The 18,417-nt window shown below is 59.4% G+C and carries 18 protein-coding genes; 5 read left to right on the top strand and 13 right to left on the bottom strand.

Features of this window, described 5'->3' with window-relative positions; all coding sequences use genetic code 11:
- Positions 1-61: 61 nt before the first annotated feature.
- From B3H65_RS05850 to B3H65_RS05810, 9 genes are all read right to left on the bottom strand, one after another.
- On the bottom strand, positions 62-949 hold the full coding sequence (locus B3H65_RS05850) for an AraC family transcriptional regulator (RefSeq protein ID WP_286684496.1): 888 nt from the start codon (positions 947-949) through the stop codon (positions 62-64).
- Between the two features lie 162 nt (positions 950-1,111).
- Complete coding sequence (locus B3H65_RS05845; protein WP_286684495.1) at positions 1,112-1,543, bottom strand: YjdF family protein; 432 nt, start codon at positions 1,541-1,543, stop codon at positions 1,112-1,114.
- 258 nt (positions 1,544-1,801) lie between these two features.
- Entirely contained in the window at positions 1,802-2,686 is an 885-nt protein-coding gene (locus tag B3H65_RS05840; protein ID WP_286684494.1) for a histidine kinase dimerization/phospho-acceptor domain-containing protein, read from the bottom strand.
- Positions 2,687-2,693: 7 nt separating this feature from the next.
- Positions 2,694-3,380 carry a response regulator transcription factor gene (locus B3H65_RS05835; protein WP_286684493.1) on the bottom strand — a complete coding sequence of 229 codons (687 nt, stop codon included), beginning with the start codon at positions 3,378-3,380 and terminating at the stop codon, positions 2,694-2,696.
- 65 nt (positions 3,381-3,445) lie between these two features.
- The gene (locus tag B3H65_RS05830; protein WP_286684492.1) at positions 3,446-3,703 is read right to left on the bottom strand and encodes a hypothetical protein; all 258 of its coding nucleotides are present in this window, start codon (positions 3,701-3,703) and stop codon (positions 3,446-3,448) included.
- A gap of 396 nt (positions 3,704-4,099) precedes the next feature.
- A complete protein-coding gene (locus tag B3H65_RS05825) occupies positions 4,100-4,732 on the bottom strand; it encodes a GyrI-like domain-containing protein (protein ID WP_270480960.1) in 633 nt (210 codons plus the stop codon).
- A gap of 549 nt (positions 4,733-5,281) precedes the next feature.
- The gene (locus tag B3H65_RS05820) at positions 5,282-5,596 is read right to left on the bottom strand and encodes a TfoX/Sxy family protein (RefSeq protein WP_286684491.1); all 315 of its coding nucleotides are present in this window, start codon (positions 5,594-5,596) and stop codon (positions 5,282-5,284) included.
- A 268-nt stretch (positions 5,597-5,864) separates the two neighbouring features.
- Positions 5,865-7,016, bottom strand: coding sequence for an ATP-binding protein (locus tag B3H65_RS05815; protein ID WP_286684490.1), 1,152 nt, complete (start codon positions 7,014-7,016; stop codon positions 5,865-5,867).
- 184 nt (positions 7,017-7,200) lie between these two features.
- Complete coding sequence (locus B3H65_RS05810; protein ID WP_286684489.1) at positions 7,201-8,580, bottom strand: ATP-binding protein; 1,380 nt, start codon at positions 8,578-8,580, stop codon at positions 7,201-7,203.
- A gap of 397 nt (positions 8,581-8,977) precedes the next feature.
- Here B3H65_RS05810 and B3H65_RS05805 point away from each other — a divergent pair, with 397 nt between their 5' ends.
- The 3 genes from B3H65_RS05805 (at position 8,978) to B3H65_RS05795 (ending at position 12,204) form a co-directional block, all read left to right on the top strand.
- On the top strand, positions 8,978-10,072 hold the full coding sequence (locus B3H65_RS05805) for a Fic family protein (RefSeq protein ID WP_286684488.1): 1,095 nt from the start codon (positions 8,978-8,980) through the stop codon (positions 10,070-10,072).
- The gene (locus B3H65_RS05800) at positions 10,069-10,983 is read left to right on the top strand and encodes a LysR family transcriptional regulator (protein ID WP_286684487.1); all 915 of its coding nucleotides are present in this window, start codon (positions 10,069-10,071) and stop codon (positions 10,981-10,983) included. Before B3H65_RS05805 ends, B3H65_RS05800 begins: the two co-directional genes overlap by 4 nt.
- A gap of 102 nt (positions 10,984-11,085) precedes the next feature.
- Positions 11,086-12,204, top strand: a complete 1,119-nt coding sequence (locus B3H65_RS05795) for a 5-methyltetrahydropteroyltriglutamate--homocysteine S-methyltransferase (RefSeq protein WP_286684486.1) — start codon at positions 11,086-11,088, stop codon at positions 12,202-12,204.
- A 130-nt stretch (positions 12,205-12,334) separates the two neighbouring features.
- On the opposite strand, the gene B3H65_RS05790 is transcribed toward B3H65_RS05795, so the two are convergent.
- From B3H65_RS05790 to B3H65_RS05775, 4 genes are all read right to left on the bottom strand, one after another.
- Positions 12,335-14,599, bottom strand: a complete 2,265-nt coding sequence (locus B3H65_RS05790; protein WP_286684485.1) for an ABC transporter ATP-binding protein — start codon at positions 14,597-14,599, stop codon at positions 12,335-12,337.
- Complete coding sequence (locus B3H65_RS05785; protein ID WP_286684484.1) at positions 14,600-16,357, bottom strand: ABC transporter ATP-binding protein; 1,758 nt, start codon at positions 16,355-16,357, stop codon at positions 14,600-14,602. It lies immediately after the preceding gene.
- 130 nt (positions 16,358-16,487) lie between these two features.
- Positions 16,488-16,985, bottom strand: coding sequence for a MarR family winged helix-turn-helix transcriptional regulator (locus B3H65_RS05780; RefSeq protein WP_286684483.1), 498 nt, complete (start codon positions 16,983-16,985; stop codon positions 16,488-16,490).
- A 146-nt stretch (positions 16,986-17,131) separates the two neighbouring features.
- The gene (locus B3H65_RS05775; RefSeq protein ID WP_009140894.1) at positions 17,132-17,326 is read right to left on the bottom strand and encodes a hypothetical protein; all 195 of its coding nucleotides are present in this window, start codon (positions 17,324-17,326) and stop codon (positions 17,132-17,134) included.
- A 77-nt stretch (positions 17,327-17,403) separates the two neighbouring features.
- On the opposite strand from B3H65_RS05775, the gene B3H65_RS05770 reads away from it, so the two are divergent.
- Together B3H65_RS05770 and B3H65_RS05765 are read left to right on the top strand one after the other, a co-directional pair.
- Positions 17,404-17,985 carry a YaiI/YqxD family protein gene (locus B3H65_RS05770; RefSeq protein WP_286684482.1) on the top strand — a complete coding sequence of 194 codons (582 nt, stop codon included), beginning with the start codon at positions 17,404-17,406 and terminating at the stop codon, positions 17,983-17,985.
- A gap of 125 nt (positions 17,986-18,110) precedes the next feature.
- Positions 18,111-18,404, top strand: coding sequence for a hypothetical protein (locus tag B3H65_RS05765; RefSeq protein WP_270480942.1), 294 nt, complete (start codon positions 18,111-18,113; stop codon positions 18,402-18,404).
- Positions 18,405-18,417: the final 13 nt, after the last annotated feature.

Below are 18,417 nucleotides of genomic sequence, written 5' to 3'. Positions count from 1 at the left end.
TTCTCCTCGTCCTCATGGACGAACCGCGCGGTAAACCCGCAACGAACAGAAGGAAGGATGGCTATGCGCCGGGCCGCTTCAAGATGGGCATCCATATCTCGCTGCGATATGACGTGGACGAGAAATCGCCTTGCGGATACACCTCGATACTTACGTCACCCGACAGCCCGTAGCCTGACGAAGGCAGCCACTCGGAGTAGACCTTGCGATAGTGCTCTGCCGTCGCCGTGCTGCAAGGACCCGTGCAGTCGAATACGGCCCAAAGCCCAGCCGGAACATGGATCTCATCCGCCCACGCCGGCGCCTCACGAGACGATGCAACGGCTATCTGATAGCTTTGGCCATCGTCCTTGCACACGTTGACGCCGAGGATTCCTTGAGGCCCCGACCCATCCGTCAGCGCGATCAGTTGCTCGATAACCCCATCTTGCGAAGCGCTCTCCCAGAGATTGCGCAAGCCCTCTCTGCCTGAAGAGGACATTTGAACTAGCGGATTGCCCTGAGCGCCACCGCAGAATGCCGCTATTCCCACGAGACGCATTCCCGGCTGAGACGCAACCCTCCACGACAAGGGCTCCGCACCCGTAACGGTAAGGGCGAACGTGCACCGCGGGAAAACGAGAAGAGGGGCGCCGGGACGCCTTGCCTCACTGGGAGATATGCCAAAGGCCTCTTGGAATGCTCGATTGAACGCCGTTGGCGAAGAGTAGCCATACCGCACCGCCACATCGAGCACGCGCTCGCCCCTAGACAAATCGAGCGCGGCACACGACAAACGACGTTTGCGCACGTACTCCGCCAGCCCCATCCCCGCAAGATAGGAAAACATCCTCCGGAACTGCCCTTCGGTGCAAGACGCAAAAGACGCCGCACGCGCGATATCGACATCACCGTCAAGATGCTCCTCTATGTAGTCCACAGAGGCATTCAACCCTTCTATCCAGCCCATAGGGTCACCATCCTTCCGAAAACAAGCATGGGGCAATGCGTTTTTTCAATCCTCGCATAAATTGAGCGGATTATGCGAGCTTACTCGAGAGTCCGGCTGGCGGCCCCGCCTTCCATTCATCCAGATAGACCAGCCACGCCCTGCGGGCAGAGACGCAACTGTTCATTTCCCGCGATGCTTGCGACGCCTTTTCTCGCGGCGTTTTTCCCATCGCGCAAGTGTCTCTTCCCTGCCGCGCGCCATACGCTCTGATCGAGCCTCATCCTTCGAGCGCTCCCGCTCGCGAGCGAGAGCACGTTGCGACGCGGTTGAGGCGCCTCGCATATGCAAGGCCTTCGCTGCTTCACGCGCACGGCGCTTGGGATTGCCAGGCAGCCGGTTTTGATGAGATTCAACCGGTTCCGTCGCTGTGCTTAGATGCAAGCTCGTCCAACGCTCAAGCACCCATGTATAGACTTCTTCATTCGATGGCTCCGCGCCAAATACCACGCGCGCAACGCTCAGCATGTCACTCTCGACATGCTCGACCACGCCCACCCAAAACTGACCGTCATGGTAGACCGTCAGAGTTGATGAGACTTCTCTCTTCCGCATAGCCGCGACCTCCTTCTATGTAGGGCTACGCGAAGAAGGGACAACCAAGGAGGCAGGTTACTGGCGGGCGGACGCCCGCGGCCCGACTACCCGACGGGCGCTGTGTTTTTATCTTCGATAGATATCAGTATATCGCCGAAAGACTCGCTTGAGAGAACTCGGTTCCGCTTTCCCTCCCCGCCGGTCAGGTGCCATTGCATACATTGTTCGCACAGCCTTTACCGGCGCGACAGGATGGCCAGAACATTCCCATCAGCGTTACTCCTCGTCCTTTAAATCCCTGAGCATCGACGACACGCTCCGCGCCATTTCATCAGTTGCTTCACGAATAACAACGATCCAACGAGCCAAGCCATCGGCAAGATCACACGTACCATAAGCAGCCGTTTCATCGCGTGACACAGCTGAGCGCGCCACCTCGGCCTCCAATACATCGCAGGCGCTGGTAATCGCCATCAAAGGAGTCTTCAGCTCATGGGATGCAGAAAGGACGAATTCCCTCCCACGCTCGCGAGATTCCGCAACGGGACGAAGCGCCCGCGTAACTGCAAGGGCAACTACCGCCGTTGCGCCTAGCACCATGACCCCTCCGCAGACTACGCAGCCCCCAATAAGCGAGGCAACAAACTCGCCATGGGATGTTACGTCGAGAAACGTGTAGACACGTCCCTCAGTTGAAGATGTGTCGACCGCAGCAATGTCTTCACCCGAAACCGTTAACGCTCCATCCTGAACACCAAGCGGCTGCCACAACCCAATCCACTCGCGTCCATCGCTGGAAAAAACCTCGCTTCCCGCCTTATCACGAAGTTGGACCAGACGTGCATAGTCGCTCTTTGACATGTCATCATCGCGAGGCGTGCCACCGCGATCGATCGCGAGCAACTCGCCCGACTCGTCCACAGCCACGCGACACCAGGATGCAACGTTTTCCACAATGGCAACGCTTGACGTTCGGCCCTCATCGCCGCTAATTTCATTGCCCACAGCATCAAACGGCTGATTCGATAGATTCTCTAAGGTGCGCCTTTGAGCCATCTTGTCAGCATCGGCAAGTGGAACAGCAAGCGTGGCCATGCACGCGGCGACGCAAAGGACGATAAGGCATGCAGCCGACGCGACGATACGGCGGCGGAAAACCATGAGGTCCCTAGGCATCTTCATCCTTTGCCTCCAACGCGTAGCCAATGCCGCGAATCGCACGAATCGAAACGGGCACCCCAAGCGCGGAAATCTTGGTGCGCAGCAACGAAACCTGCGACTCAAGCCTACCGGCGCTTCCTTCGATCACGTCTCCCCATGCTGCCGCTTCTATCCTCTCCCTGTGAACAGGCGAACCAGCATGACGAAGGAGCGCTTCTAGCACTAAACCCTCTTTTGGCGTGAGGGTGCAAACGTTTCCGCCGTAGCTCAATTCTCGCGAGTCGGGTGCGTAGGACATGCCAAACGCCTCGATCGTCGTGGATGGATCGGAGACGCCACGCCGCCTGAGAACAGCACGCAACCGCGCAAGGAGCTCCTCCACATGAAAGGGCTTGGCAAGGTAATCATCCGCACCAAGGTCCAGGCCGCGCACCCGATCGCGCACGTCATCGCGGGCCGTGAGCAAGACGACAGGCGTATCATCGCCGCGAGCCCGCAGCTCCGACAGAACCGAGAAGCCGTCATTGCCGGGCAGCATGATATCGAGCACTACGGCGTCAACCGGCGCCGCGGAAAGCCTCTTAAGGGCACCTTCTCCATCCGCAGCCGTCTCCACCTCCCACCCGCAAAGCTCGAGCGCGCGAGAAAGCGGTTCCCGAATGAGCCGCGCGTCCTCCACCAGCAAAAGCCTCATGCAAGTCCTCCCACAATGGCGGCACGGACCATCTCAACCCGCGCCGCCGCACCTACTTAACTCGTCTATTCTGCAGCACCAGCGAACACTCTCACGTCGGGAACGGGCGTCACCTCGACGCCGTCCTCGATCCAACGGGTGACCTCGCACTCCACGCTTCCATCAGACTGCGGCGTCGCCTCGCCCACGCCTATTACGATTCCCCCTTCGACGGGCGTCCCCTCGTCGGCGACAGCAAATGCAGGAGCGAACAAGCCAAAGGCGACGGTGGCTGCCACAATCAGGCCAGCGGACGCCAACGCAAGCTTACCTATGTTCCTCATATTCATCCTCCAAACAACGGCACCCACAGGTGCGGACCATGGGACGGGAGGCCTCCACAGCCCCATGGTAGAAGGCAAGGCTTTAGGATTGCTTTACGTTTGTTTTTCTAGCGATATAGGGGTGAAACTCGCCGCATAAGAGAACAGCCGCCCTGGCCGGAGCGGCTGTTCGTGCGGGTTTTACCCCACTTACACCAATCCAGGAGGGCGTACGCCTCCCGAGTCGCTACCAGCATACCCGCTTATCCGGCGCCCCTGCACGCCGCCTGCGGGTTTCTGGGCGGCGCCAGGCTTCGCGAGTCTGGTGCCGTTTCTTATTCATTGAACCTCGATATAGCAACAGAATGCCCAGGACTTCTAGCAGCACGCAAAGCAATCCCGTCACCGCTCTGACGCTTAAGCCCTACAAACCGGATGCCTGATCACCGTCTTGAGTTTCTCGGGCGCAGTGCGACGGGCGTCGTTAAGGTAGATCTCATGGTGCAGGCGCTCGTCAGAAAAATCCTCAGCATAACCGCTCTCCTCGGCGAACGCGCGCATCGCCTCAACGGTCGCCGGCTCATCATCATAGGGACCTACGTGCAAGCACTGAACGCACAGTCCCTCCTCAATGGTAAGCAGCTCCACCTGGGAAAAGTCGCGCTTTTTCTTGGCAGTCGCCTCTTCAACGGCCCACTCAAACTCACCGCGCGTCACAAAATCCGGCACGCGAATGGCAGAGATCCAGTTGAAGTCCTCCTTGCGCGCGTAGTCCACGCCAAACACGCCGTCTTGCCACCAAAATCCTTCTAGCGGAGGCACTACAAAGTCAAAGTAACCCTCAATGCGATGATCGCCCTTCTTGGACATCTTGATGGTGTAGGCAACTCCGTAGAGCATCTCGAGCGCATCCTTGTACGCCCCGCCCTCTTCGTTGGGGTCACCATGCCCTCTCACCGCAAGAAACGTCATCTTAGGAACCTCGACAATGCTCGGCTTCTTTGGCGGAAGATAAAACTCCTTGTATTCCTTCTTGTAGTCAAATGCCATGGCAACCCCCACCCAGTAGATAAACCCGCCGCTTGTTACCCACTGTTCAAGCGCGGCAATATAATGATCAAAAGATACCACCGCTTGGCCTTACGTCCGCAGGAGACGCCCATGCGTAAGAAGACCGCCTTCATCGCAGCAATAGGCGCCCCCATCATCTTTGGGCGACAGCGCTATCGAGCCCGCATTGCGTATGTCGACCCTTTCGGCTCAATCTAAGATGGGGCATCGATTATTCGACCTCAATGCCCGCCATACGCACCAAGCCAAAACGAACGAGCAGCGTCTCGCATACGCGAAACCAATAGAAAACGACAATCAACGCAACAGCGTACAGGACGATAAAATCTTGAAGAAGCTGCCGCGCAAGCCATATGAGGACAAGAATCGGAGACATGAGAAGAGCAAAGGCTAGTAAGACAGAGGCTAATCTGCCGGTTCCGTCCAACGGCGCCCATTCGAACTCTTCTCCACAGGTACACCGCCTCGGCATGACGCCGCACTTGACTGGCACTCTTCGTCCGCAACGCGCACAGACAATCTGCCTCATTATCTACCACTCTTCCGAACCGAGCTGCCGCTGAGATCCTCACACACGGCTCCTATTAGACGAGAAATCGTCTCCCCGTCCTCCAAATCGACAAGCCGCATCGGCTTTGCACCCTCATAGGGAACCGCGGTCGACCTCAGCGCTGCTAAAGAAGCAGGGCTCTCCTTGATAAGGAGGCGATTATCGTAAATTCCACCGAACAATATCCCATCCGAATAGAGGAGGTACTCCCCCATCATCTTTCTCGTAGTCAGTCCGTCGACTCCAGAAAGCAGCTCGAGAACATAATCGAGATAGTCTCGGGAAGATGCCATGAGACCCCCTTGCATGTCACTTCGTACCGTGATGAACAATGCCATTAAAGACGCTTCGCTTCGGCTGCGCAACGCTCATGCTCTTATTCTGACGAAGGGACGTTGGAAAGTATCTCGAGCAGGCGCCTTTCATCACCGGGGCAACAGGACCCGTAAGTTCAAGGCCCTTGGCATCGGAAAGGCTAATGTCGCTGAGCGCGCAGAACTCGGCAAGAGACAGGGGCGCATGGGATGCTCAAGCAGCCTACCGCGGAATCAGCTTGCAGTTTCATTGGCAGGCAATTTGGACGAGGACCCTGTTACCCATAAAGAGAGCTTTCTTGAAGACCGCCTCAGATGGCATCTTATTCCCTACATGCTCGAGCAGATACTCGTGCATGTAGGGAATCGCGAAGCTGACCACACCGTATGCCGGCGCCTCGATGAGAGCCGCGTCCACAAGGCGACGGCGGTATGTGCCCACGGACGCGGAGTCGACCCCCATCTCACGCGCAACATCGCCAAATGACACGGGCCCAGTCCCACATCGCGCCATAGCGGAAAGGTATTCGAGCTGTTTACCCGAAACATGCCTGAGCGCCGGCTCGATCATCATGCTGTCGAAGCTCCTACGCGCCGTCGCGATACCCTTTTCCGCATCGCACAACTCAACCGCATCGGAGCCGCGGCGCGAAGCAGACTGCCACGTGTAGTAACCGACAAGCTGCACCATGAAAGGGTAACCGGTTGCCGCCGCGGTAAGAGCGTCGGCCACCCCGGGCGCGACGGACTTGCCCGCGCGCACCATCGTCTCCTCAAACGAATCGCCAACCTCGAAGTCCATAAGGCGCTTGAGCTCGACATGTTTGGCGCGCTGCAAAAACGTCAACGTCTCACCCATCACAACGCCGTCGACCGAGGCAGGAAACCCCGCGAAGGCGAAGGCAACGTTCGCACCCTGGCGCACCAGCAGCTGGATCTCGTTACCAAGCTCGCGCATCTCATCGAGCGGCGCGTCTTGAATATCATCGAGCGTGATAAGGAGGCCTCCGTTGCACGAAGCCTCGTACATGGCCTGTCCCAGCTGCGTCGCCGACTTGGATATTCCAACGGAGTCCAGGCTCACGCCCGGAATCGAAGGCGATATCGACAGAGAAGACACTTCGCGATTCCGCGCAAGGGCGCCGAGAATGCGATCGCAAAAACCTGCGTTCGCAGCGACATCAACCACGTGGAACCCGTATTCGCGTGCGACATCGCCCAATGCGTTGAGAAGCACGGTCTTGCCCACGCCACGAACCCCGGAGACGCGCAGTAGCCTGTCGGGAGCGCCTGGGCCGTTTTCAAGTGCTTCGATAAAGTCGTCAAGAATTTCGTCTCGCCCAATGAGTTCGGGCGGGTTCATCCCTGCCGTTGGCTTAAACGGGTTGATGCGTGCCACCGTGCATCACCTTCTGCATTCGGAGAAGTTTAACAAGTTAAACAGGATTCCATGCGGGCCTTGAATGCCGGCAAACACCAGGAGTCCCAACGCCGGGCCGATGCAAAGCGGCTGCGAAAGCAGCGCCTGTATACCCGTGGCGCAGTACAGAAAAGTCTGCCCCTACAGTAAGGTCCGCGGTCCTCTATTCCCCGCCGTCCATAAGCGCCCAATGCCACGCGGGCACGACCTCGATCATTCCCTCGGGAACCTCGATCGTCGAGCGCTCGCGAAGCGTTACCACTAGACCCTTGTCCACCCCGGCATACCGCATGGCGGACGCCAAAGAACCGATTTCGCGTGCTCGCGTGCGATCCGCCGTCATATCCACCGTCACCTGTATAAGGCCATATGGCTCGAGCGAAAGAGCGTCACCCACCACGAAGTCGACCTTCTCCCGCTTTGCGCCGGGAACGGTGAGCGAGCAAACCGTGTCAATCCGGGCCGATGCCGCTCGGCGAGCGAGCTCGTTGTGCACGGCGGTCTCCAGCCGCTTGCCAGCATCTTGCTGGCTCGCGCGGGAGACGGCGTGCGCCATGCCGGTGTCGACGGCATACACCTTGCGGGTCGCCGTGCTCGACGGGGAGAACGACGTGGAATACTCGCTTACGCCATCGTAGAGATGTGCCTGCTCGAGCAGTCGCGACACCTCCGAGACAGTCTCCCACGTTGTTGGATACCCCACCTTTTTCAGGCTCGCCACAAGGCTGTTAACCGACAACTCGCAACCGGTGTTGCGCAGCCCATACAGCGCGACTTGGTTCGCCAGCGCCACGCCGGCACGCGGGTACCTGTCGACCACGTCGCGCACCACGACATCGCGAACGTACGTCTGCAGCAACGCCATACGCTCGGCGCCGCCGCAGCCCTGCGCCCCAGGAAAACCGCCCTCAATCAAATACCGATCAAAAGCGGCTTCCAACGAACTTCTCATCGCCGGAGCAACGGAACCTGCAAGCGCGAGGTCGTCCGCATCTGGAAGATAGATGCCATTAAATAGGCAGAATTCTACAAAGGACAGGGGGCGCATGGGATGCTCGAGAAGCCTGCCGCGAAACCGGCTCGCGATCTCGTCAGCGGACAGCTTGGACGACGAACCCGTCACCACAAGCGTCACGCGCTCTCGCTCCGCGATTCTCTGACAGAATCCTTCCCAATCGTCCGCCTCTTGGACCTCATCGAGGAATAGGTAGCATCCTTCGCTTCTGGCAGAAGGGACCTGACGCCAGTATTCCTCAACGACATCATTGAGCAACGCAGGAGGCGTCGGTCGAAGCCTGTCATCTGAGAAGTTGAAGTAGAACACCCGATCGCGCGGCACGCCGCGGGACAACAACTGCTGGATGAGCTGGAACGCGTAGAACGTCTTGCCACACCGACGGATACCCGTAATGGCATGGATGAGATTGAACGGCGCGGGCTCGGGCAGCGCCTCGACAACCTCGCGGCGCGGACGGGGGCTCGGAAACTCAAAAGCACGAGCCTCTTGCACAAGATCGGCATAGTCAAACGCAGTCGGCGACATTGGATACTCCCCTTCCTCCGCCATCAGTATACCAACTTCTCTTCAATGGAGAGAAGTTTAAGCTTTTTCTTCACTTCGTTGGAGAGAAGTATGAGGGCACGCTTGAGGCAGCGCCCGTTCCCTTACGCACTCGAGCCGGCATTCGCGCACATAAGGAAATGCGATACCAACCATGCCATATGAAGGAGTTTCGAACGGCACCAAGTCCACAAGACGCCTCCGGCAGGAGGCGGCCGCCTGGTATGGCGAGCTTTAACAAGTTGAACAAAGTTAAACAAAGTTCTCGGTAGCGGGGTACACCGATGGGGGGGGATCGTCGACCCGTGCGACCGCTCAAACTTATCTTCGCCATATCTAGTATACTTGTCGATAATATTACGAAGATGGTGAGGATATCGTGACTCAATTTGATTTCAACAGGGCGCTTGCCAGCCTCATGACTCCGGAGGTCGTATCCGCTCTCGGGAACATCCGGGAGCTCAAGGGCAGGACGTCCCTGCTCTCCGCCGCCCATCCCAACCGCTTCGCCACCTTGGTGGAGGTGGCCAAGATCCAGAGCACGAGCGCTTCGAACAAGATCGAGAACATCTCGACCTCCGACAGGCGCCTGCGCGAGCTTATGCTCGAGAACGTGGAGCCGAAAAACCGCGACGAGCGTGAGATCGCCGGGTACCGGTACGTCTTGGACATCGTCCACGAGAGCCACGATAACATCCCCATCACGCCCGGCGTCATCCTCCAGCTCCACCGCGACCTATACCGTTTCTCCGGAGATTCCCATGCAGGCAGATGGAAGGACTCCGATAACGTCGTCGCCAAGCGAACCGCCCAAGGCGAGCTCGTCGCACGTTTCATCCCCACGTCCGCCGCCGCAACGCCCGACGCTATCGAGGCCATCTGCAACGAATATCGCAAGCAGGTCGAGGCCATGGTGTACGACCCCCTGCTTGTCTCCCTTGTGTTCGCGTTCGACTTCGTGAGCATCCATCCGTTCAACGATGGCAATGGACGCATGAGCAGGTTGGTCACGCTGCTGCTCATGTACCGCTCTGGATACGACGTGGGAAAGTACATCTCAATCGAAAGGGAGATCGAGCAAACGAAGGAGACCTATTACGAGGCCCTCGCCGCAAGCTCCCATGGTTGGCGGGAGGGCGATAACGACTACACTCCCTTTATCACGTACATGCTAGGCATCATCGGCGCGTGCTACCGAGAGCTCGCCGACAGGTTCTCTCTGGCGGGCGCCCCCGCGAGCAACGAAGATGCGGTCCGTGCGTTTTTCGACAAGCAACTCGGCACCGCGACAAAACGGGAAATCCTGGACGCCAACCCCGGCATGAGTCAACGCACGCTCGAGCGCATTCTCTCAAAGCTACAGCAAGAGGGCATTATCGAGAAAGTTGGCGCAGCGCGATCGACCGCGTACCGGCGACTATGGGACGCCCCCTCTCCGGCAAGCCTTCCCCATGAAAGAACGGAAACCAGATGAAACTCCAGCAGCTTAGGTACATCGTCGAGGTAGCAGCATGCGGCAGCGTCACGGAGGCCGCACGCAGGCTCTTTGTATCGCAGCCAAGCGTGACCGCCGCCGTGCGCGACCTGGAGCGCGAGATGGGCATCACGGTATTTGAGCGGACGAGTAAGGGCATGGTGACCACCACCGAGGGGCAGACCTTCCTCGGCTACGCGCGCCAGGTGCTGGAGCAGGCCGACCTGCTTGAAGAGCGCTTCAAGCGCGACACCCAGCCCGTGCCCCGCTTCGCTGTCTCCTGCCAGCACTACTCGTTTGCCGTCAACGCTTTTGTGGACGTGATCCGCACCTTTAACGCCAGCCGCTACGAGTTCACCTTGCGCGAGGAGCAGACGCACGAGATCATCGAGGACGTCGCCCATATGAAAAGCGAGCTGGGCGTGCTCTACCTCTCGGACGCAAACCGCGAGGTCATAACCCGCATGCTGCGCGCTGAGGAGCTTGAGTTCGAGCCTCTTTTCTCGACCGCATCGCACGTCTTCCTCTCCTCGACGCACCCGCTGGCGACGCGTCCCTCGGTCACGCTCGAAGATCTCGCCGGCTACCCCTACCTCTCCTATGAGCAAGGCGACTTCAACTCGTTCTACTTCTCAGAAGAGCCGCTCTCCACGTTGGGCCGCGCCAAGAACATCCGCGTGCGCGACCGCGCCACCCTGTTCAACCTGCTCATAGGCCTCGATGGCTACACCGTGTGCTCGGGCGTGATCTCGCACGAGCTCAACGGCGAAGACATCATCGCAATCCCCCTTGAAGTTGAAGAGCGCATGGAAGTGGGCATAGTCACGCGCCGCGACACGCGCCCCTCGCGCTACGGCGAGGCGTTTATCGCTGCAATTCGCAAGCATATTCCCAGTTCATCCACACTATAGGTTTTTCCTATCAAATAGGCATTGATTTCTATATTTCCCAATCGAGGTGCGTCCGCGCATACTCCTTTCATCAGATAGCGCATCCAATGAAAGGAACCAATCATGACCGCCATCGCACCCACTCGCTTCGATATCGTCGGCAGCTTTCTTCGTCCCGATCGCCTTAAAGCCGCACGCGCCGCACATGCCGCCGGAGAGCTGAACGACGCCGGGCTCAAACAGGTTGAGGACGAGTGCATAACCGAACTTGTCCAAAAGCAGAAGGATGCCGGCCTGCCCCTTATCACCGACGGCGAGTTTCGCCGCTCCTACTGGCACCTCGACTTTATGTGGGGATTCGCCGGCATCGAGCACGTGGAGCTAGACCACGGTTACTTCTTTGTGGGCGAGGAGACCACGCATGGCTCCGCCGTCCTCACCGGCAAGATCTCTGGCGAGAACCATCCCTTTATCGACCACTTCGCCTTTGTGCAGGCGCTTGAGGAACCCGGCCACGTCGCCAAGCAGACCATCCCCGCGCCCGCCCAACTGCTGCTGGAGCTCTATCGCGACGCCGCCGCCACCGAGCGCACGCGTAGCATCTACCCCAATGAGAATGAGCTGCTTGAAGACATCGGCGCCGCGTACCGCACCGTTATCCGCGAGCTCTACGCCGCCGGCTGCCGCAACCTGCAGCTAGATGACTGCACCTGGGGCGCGTTGGTGGACGAGGGCTTCCAGGCAGCCATTCGCGCCGCGGGTTCCACGCCCGAAGCGGAAGCGGAGAAGTACCTGCGCGTAAACAACCTGGCGCTGGTCGACCGCCCGGCAGGCATGGCCATCACCACGCACGTGTGCCGCGGCAACTACCACTCAACCCATGCTTCGAGCGGTCCATATGATCTGGTCGCACCCATCCTGTTTGCCCGCGAGAACGTCGATGCCTTCTACCTTGAGTTTGACGATGAGCGCTCAGGTGGTTTTGAACCTCTCGCCCACGTGGCGCCGGGAAAGAAGGTTGTCCTGGGCCTGGTGACCACCAAGCGCCCCGAACTTGAGGACAAGCAGGCCGTCATCAAGCGCATCCACGAAGCCGCGCGCTACGTGCCGCTCGACAACCTCTGCCTCTCTCCCCAGTGCGGCTTTGCCAGCTGCGAGATAGGCAACAAGCTCACCGAGGACGAGCAGTGGGCAAAGATCGCCCTAGTGCGCGAGATCGCCCAAGAGGTCTGGGGCGCCTAAGCACCCTTGCGGTCATCGCAGCCGCGCATCCACGCGCACCCATGCACATTCGCCATACGAAAGCGGCGACCCCGGAGCGTCTCCAGGGTCGCCGCTTTCTTTTGGACGATGCGCCCGTCTGCAAGCTCAGCTATTCAGCGAACTGCGAGTTATACAGATCGGCGTAGAAACCGCCCTGCGCGAGCAGCTCATCATGCGTGCCGCTCTCGATGATATCGCCTTCCTTCATCACCAAAATGAGATCGGCGTTCTTGATGGTCGAGAGGCGGTGCGCGATCACAAAGCTGGTGCGACCGCTCATGAGCTCGTCCATGGCCTGCTGGATCTTAAGCTCCGTGCGCGTGTCCACGTTCGAGGTCGCCTCGTCCAAGATGAGCATGGGCTTGTCTGCGATCATGGCGCGCGCGATGGTCATCTGCTGCTTTTGGCCCTGCGAAAGGTTGATCTGGTCGTTCAGTACCGTGTCATACCCATGCGGCTGCGAACGGATGAAGTGGTCCAGGCCCACGGCCCGGCACGCCTGGCGTACCTTTTCATCGTCCACGCCCTCATCGCAGTAGACCAGGTTCTCGCGAATGGTGCCCTCGAACAACCAGGTATCTTGCAGCACCATGCAAAACAGGCTGTGCACATCCTCGCGGCGCATGTCGCGCGTGGACACCCCGTCGATGCGGATCTCGCCGCCGTCGATCTCGAAGAAACGCATGAGCAAGTTGACCATGGTTGTCTTGCCGGCACCCGTGGGACCCACGATGGCGACCTTTTGACCAGGCAGGGCATGGGCCGAAAAGTCCTTGATGACGGGCTTGTCCGCGCCGTCGTACGTAAAGCGCACGTGATCGAATTCAACCTCGCCGCGCACCGTGCGATCGCCCAGCGCGGGCTTGGCGGACTCGTCCGCCATCTCCTCCGCATCGAGGAACTCGAACACGCGCGTGCCCGCGGCGCCGGCAGACTGCAGCGCCTGCACGCCCTGGGCCATCTGCGAAAGCGGCTGCGTGAAGTAGCGCACGTAAAGCATGAAGGCGACGATCACTCCGAAGCCAATCTGGCCGTCAAGCGCGAGGGCGCCGCCCGCCACGCACACCGCCACGTATCCAAAGTTGCCGATGAACGTCATGATGGGCATCATGAGGCCGGACAGGCACTGGGCGCGAAAACCGGCGGACACAAGCTCGGTGTTCATGCGGTCGAACTCGGAGCCAACCAGATCCTCGGCGTTATAGGCCGTGATGACCGTGTGACCGGTATAGGACTCCTCGATATGGCCGGACAGCGCACCCAAGGCGTTCTGCTGGCGCATAAAGTACTTCTGGCTGCGGCCCATGATGATCATCATCAACGCAAAGCCCAACAGGCTGGCACCTACGGCGGCAAGCGTCATCCACCCGTTGGTGCGGATCATCATGAACAGACTGCCAAAGAACAGCACCACGGCGGAAAGCAGGGTGCTGACGCTTTGGTTAAGCGACTGGGCCAGCGTATCGATATCATTGGTGATGCGGGAGAGGATATCTCCAGTGGGCACGCGGTTGAAGTAGGACATGGGCAGACGGTTGATCTTGGCAGAGATCTCTGCACGCAGCCCGCGCGAGATGCGTTGCGTCACCGTGGTCATAATGAGGCCTTGCAGCACCGAGAGCACGTAGCTTGCTATGTAGAACCCAATGAGCACCGTCGCCGTGCCCAATACAAGCTCCATGTCGATACCGGGCTCAACCAGACTCTTGACGGATTTGGGTAGGTTATCCAGGGCGGACATGGTCGCCTGGGTATCGGTCATATCAAGGTTCGCAAAGATATCGAGCAGCTCCTGCTGATCCTTGGAGGTAATGGTGACACCATCGACCTCAACGTCGGTCATCAGCGCGGCGCGCGTCTCCTGGGGCATCTGGAGCAGCGCCTCCATGCCCTTGGCGGCATCGCCCGGGGCCGAGGTGTCGGGGGTGTCCGCGACGCTCGCCATATCCTGCATGGAGCCCATCGCGACGGCGTCGCCGGCAGCGCCCGCAGCAGCAGGGTCCATACCCGCGGCGACTGCGGCAGCGGCCTGCTGCTCTGCCAGCTTTTGGGCGTTTTGCTGCATGTTGTCAGAAACGGTGGTCACAATGAGCTCGAGTTTATCCGTATCGGGCGCGATGCCGTTTTGGATGGCATCGGTGATGTCGGAGAGCATGTTGGGGCCCAGCAGCGTCAAGATGGTGCCCACCGCAGCGCACGCGAGCGCGATCGCGACCGCGGGAACGTAGCGGCGGCAAAACGCGAGCAGCTTGCCCCAGGTCTTGCGGTCTATCTTCTGGCCAGCGGCGCCGCGTCCACCCATGGGTCCTCGTCCACCCATAGGGCCGTGGCCTCCCATGGGACCGCGCGCCGGCATAGCATGATTGGTTGCCATTTACGCCAACTCCTCTTCGCTTAGCTGGGACAGGGCAATCTGCTGGTAGGTCTCGCAATCGCGCATAAGCTCCTCATGCGTGCCCTGGCCCACAACGCGGCCGTCTTCCAGCACCACGATGCGGTCCGCATCGCGGATGGTGCCTATGCGCTGCGCCACGATGATGCGGGTGGTGTCCGCGCACTCGCGGTCGAGCGCATCACGCAGCACGCGGTCGGTCTTGTAGTCCAGCGCGGAGAAGCTGTCGTCAAAAATCAAGATCTCAGGCTTGCGGGCGATTGCACGAGCGATGGACAAGCGCTGGCGCTGACCACCGGAAAGGTTGGTGCCGCCCTGAGCGATCTGCGCTTGGTACGCACCTTCCATCTTCTCCACAAACTCAGTCGCCTGCGCGGTGCCCACAGCCGCCTCAACATCGGAATCGGTCGCGGGGCCGCGGCCGTTATCGCCGTAGGCGATGTTGCTCGTGACCGTGCCGCCAAAGAGCGTGGCTCGCTGCGACACGTAGCCGATCTTGTTGCGCAGCGCGCGCATGGTGTACTCGCGCACGTTCACGCCGTCGACCAGCACCTCGCCCCACGTCGCATCGTAAAAGCGCGGGATAAGGTTGATCACCGTTGACTTGCCCGAGCCAGTCGAACCGATAAGCGCCACCGTCTCGCCGCGATGCGCCGAGAAGGAGACGTGCCGCAGCATGCTGCCCTCTGCATCCGGGTAGCGGAAGGTCACATCGCGGAACTCGATCTCACCGGTCTGGCCGGGCTTGCCCTGTTCAAGCGCGCCGTCCTCGATAGAAGCCTCGGTATCCAGCACCTCGTTGATACGCGACGCCGCCACCTGGGCGCGGGGTAAGATCATGAAGATCATTACCAGCATCATGAACGCCATGACCACCATGATTGCGTACTGGGAGAAGACCATCATGTCGGAAAACAGCGCGATCTTATCCGCCATGAGAGCGCTGTTGATAACTGCCGCGCCAATCCAATAGATGGCGAGCGACAGGCCGCTCATGGTCGCCTGGATGGTGGGCATGAGGAAGACCATGGTTCGATAAGCCACCAGCTGGTTGTTGGTGAGCGTATCGTTGACGACGTCGAAACGATCCTGCTGATAGGCCTCGGCGTTATAGGCGCGCACCACGGAAAGGCCCGACAAGTTCTCGCGCGACACCCGGTTCAAGTCATCCGTCAAACGCTGCATGCGACGGAATCGCGGCGTAGCGATAAGCAGGCAGATTCCCACAACGGCAAGCAAAACCAAAATCGCCACACCCGTAGCGGCCGTCCATTCCCAGCGCTTGCCGGCAATCTTGGTGATAGCCCAAGCGGCGGTAATAGGCGCCTTGATCAGCATCTGCAGACCCAGCACGATCAGCATCTGCACCTGCATGACGTCATTGGTCGACCTGGTAATGAGGCTTGGGGTGGAAAAGCGGCCGATCTCTTCCATAGAGAACGACTGCACCTTGTGAAACATCTTGGCGCGCATGGTGCCGCCAAAACCCGCCGCGATAAACGACGAGCATACAGCCGTTGCCACGGCCGCCAGCAAACTGCCAAGCGAGCAGGCGAGCATCTTGCCACCCGCGGTTAAGATCTCGGGCATAGTTGAACCCTCAACCTGCACCAGGCGGGTAATCTCGGCCATATACTCAGGTGATTTAAGGTCAAGCCACACCTGGACAACAATAAATGCCAGTGCCAGCACCGCCACCGCCCATTCGCGCGAACGGAGATACCGTAGTAGTTTTGTCACACGTTGCTCCTTTTCTTCGCAGGCGCATGCGCCGATAGATCGACCATCGTACACGCGCTCCTTATACCTAACCCTATGAGATATTTATATGCAGCCATGCGCTGCAGGGATTGATTAGGACATAGCCGTATTAGGACGAGAACGGGCAGCGCGATGCGCCGGGTGCCTGCTCGCTATCTTCCTCGTCCATAGCAACTGAAGCGGGACGAGCCACGGCGCAGATGTCGCGAGCCGTTTCGAAAAACGCCCGGAGCCTCTCGATACCCACCGCGTCGATGATGGCGGCCGCATGGTTGCGAACGTTTCGATACGCCGCATCTGCCAGAGCGCGCCCGCGGGGCGTGAGGATGACCACCGTAACGCGGGCGTCTGATATGGCGCGCTCGCGCGCTATAAGCCCCTTGGCCTCCATGTTCTTGAGGAGCGCTGCGACGCGGGCCGTGCTGACGTGCAGTTCTTCGGCTATCGCGCCGGCCGTGACGGGATCGTCTCCCTCCTTGGCGCAGCACAGCATACGCATGATGCCGCCGGCGCCCACAGTGGTCTCATCGATGTGATGGAATAGGTGCACCGGCCTTGTTTCATCAACCAACGCTATGAATTCATCGACCTGCTCTTCTGTAGCCACAACCGGTTCCTCCTAATATCTAACGCCGTTAGATTATTCCACAGGAAAAAGATTGATTGCGAATAACTTGAACGAACACACCTTGGACACACATGGCCGCCGTCCCAAAAACCTTTCAAACCGGTGACGGCAAAAGGCGATCGCGTCTATTTCCTACGCCACTTATCGGGCAGGTGCACGTCGATGCGACCACCGGAAAGAAAAAACACCGCCGCGAGTACCACAAAGACCACGGGCAGGATGCGCAGCGCGCCCACCACGATAACGCCCAGCAGAGATAAGACCAGCGATACAACGGCAGCTATAATGAGCAGGCCGGCAAGTGCGTAGAGAACAGACACGGTATCCCCCTTTGATACATCTATCGACGCATTTGTTCCCCATTGTAGCCTCCCGCAATCCAGCAAAGGACCTACCCATGCAAACCGCGTCCCCGCTTGCACCCACCCTGTTTATCGACGCCGATGCATGCCCCGTCACGCGCGAGGCGCTCGATGCCGCCAGGAGACACGGCATCCATACCGTAGTCGCCGGAAACAGTACGCAGAACCTGCAGCGCCGCATCCGCCGCGACGACCCCCGAGACGCCCTGTCCGCGCGCCGGGGCTTTTGGGTTGAAACGCTCGACGTGAGCGTAGGTGCGGATGCCGCCGACTTCGCCATCGTCGAGCGCCTGCAACCCGGCGATGTTGTGGTAACCCAAGACATTGGCCTTGCCAGCATGGTGTTGGGACGAGGAGCCTTCGCCATAGGAGTACGCGGGCACCTGTACCGCAAGGAGACCATAGACATGCAGCTCTTCATTCGCCATGAGGAGAAGAAGGTGCGCCGAGCGGGCGGCAAGACGGGCGGCTTCAGCGCTTTTGATGATGACGACCGCGAGCGATTTGTTCGCAATCTCTCGTCCCTTATCCACGATGCCCTGCAAAGCGCCGCACGGACCATTAGCAGCGAAAGCAATACCGTTGATGTCGATGGGAACGATGTAACTGTGGACTGAATCTGTATTCAGTCTTTCTTAAGGACCGCCCCTGATTAATAAAAAAGGGCGGTGGTACATATACAGCGGTGCGCCAAACGACCGTTGGGCCACTGGCCCGGCAACGCTGAATTGGAGTTGATCGTATGCGCCACAAAGACACGATTGCAAAGCCTGATGATGTCCCGCTTCCCCCGCAGGACGCAGCTCTTGCAACCATCGGCGAGACCGCCATCGAGATTGCGCCCAAACCGGCACACAAACCCGCGCCCGTTAAGAAAGTAACGCTTAAGCGCAATCACTCTGCCGACCAGCGAGCCAATCTCAAGCGCGCATACCAGGCGTTTATCCGCGCATCCAAGAAGGCAGGCAACGCCGCCGCCCAGGTTCTTTCTCCTTCCGAGGCCTGGCCCATGCGACCCTACGCCGCCTCAATCTAGCCAGTGCGGGGAG

Origin of the sequence: Collinsella sp. UBA1693 (genome assembly GCF_002320115.1) — a bacterium.
GTDB classification, from domain to species: Bacteria; Actinomycetota; Coriobacteriia; order Coriobacteriales; family Coriobacteriaceae; genus Collinsella; species Collinsella tanakaei.
The sequence above is the reverse complement of the archived record's forward strand: the minus strand, read 5'-3'. Positions and strand labels throughout refer to the sequence as shown.

What these genes read in the sequence shown, in the direction of transcription:
- B3H65_RS05850 (WP_286684496.1), bottom strand. Translation starts at nt 949, where the DNA reads ATGGGCTGGATAGAAGGGTTGAATGCCTCTGTGGACTACATAGAGGAG.
- B3H65_RS05845 (WP_286684495.1), bottom strand. Translation starts at nt 1,543, where the DNA reads ATGCGGAAGAGAGAAGTCTCATCAACTCTGACGGTCTACCATGACGGT.
- B3H65_RS05840 (WP_286684494.1), bottom strand. Translation starts at nt 2,686, where the DNA reads ATGGTTTTCCGCCGCCGTATCGTCGCGTCGGCTGCATGCCTTATCGTC.
- B3H65_RS05835 (WP_286684493.1), bottom strand. Translation starts at nt 3,380, where the DNA reads ATGAGGCTTTTGCTGGTGGAGGACGCGCGGCTCATTCGGGAACCGCTT.
- B3H65_RS05830 (WP_286684492.1), bottom strand. Translation starts at nt 3,703, where the DNA reads ATGAGGAACATAGGTAAGCTTGCGTTGGCGTCCGCTGGCCTGATTGTG.
- B3H65_RS05825 (WP_270480960.1), bottom strand. Translation starts at nt 4,732, where the DNA reads ATGGCATTTGACTACAAGAAGGAATACAAGGAGTTTTATCTTCCGCCA.
- B3H65_RS05820 (WP_286684491.1), bottom strand. Translation starts at nt 5,596, where the DNA reads ATGGCATCTTCCCGAGACTATCTCGATTATGTTCTCGAGCTGCTTTCT.
- B3H65_RS05810 (WP_286684489.1), bottom strand. Translation starts at nt 8,580, where the DNA reads ATGTCGCCGACTGCGTTTGACTATGCCGATCTTGTGCAAGAGGCTCGT.
- B3H65_RS05800 (WP_286684487.1), top strand. Translation starts at nt 10,069, where the DNA reads ATGAAACTCCAGCAGCTTAGGTACATCGTCGAGGTAGCAGCATGCGGC.
- B3H65_RS05795 (WP_286684486.1), top strand. Translation starts at nt 11,086, where the DNA reads ATGACCGCCATCGCACCCACTCGCTTCGATATCGTCGGCAGCTTTCTT.
- B3H65_RS05790 (WP_286684485.1), bottom strand. Translation starts at nt 14,599, where the DNA reads ATGGCAACCAATCATGCTATGCCGGCGCGCGGTCCCATGGGAGGCCAC.
- B3H65_RS05770 (WP_286684482.1), top strand. Translation starts at nt 17,404, where the DNA reads ATGCAAACCGCGTCCCCGCTTGCACCCACCCTGTTTATCGACGCCGAT.
- B3H65_RS05765 (WP_270480942.1), top strand. Translation starts at nt 18,111, where the DNA reads ATGCGCCACAAAGACACGATTGCAAAGCCTGATGATGTCCCGCTTCCC.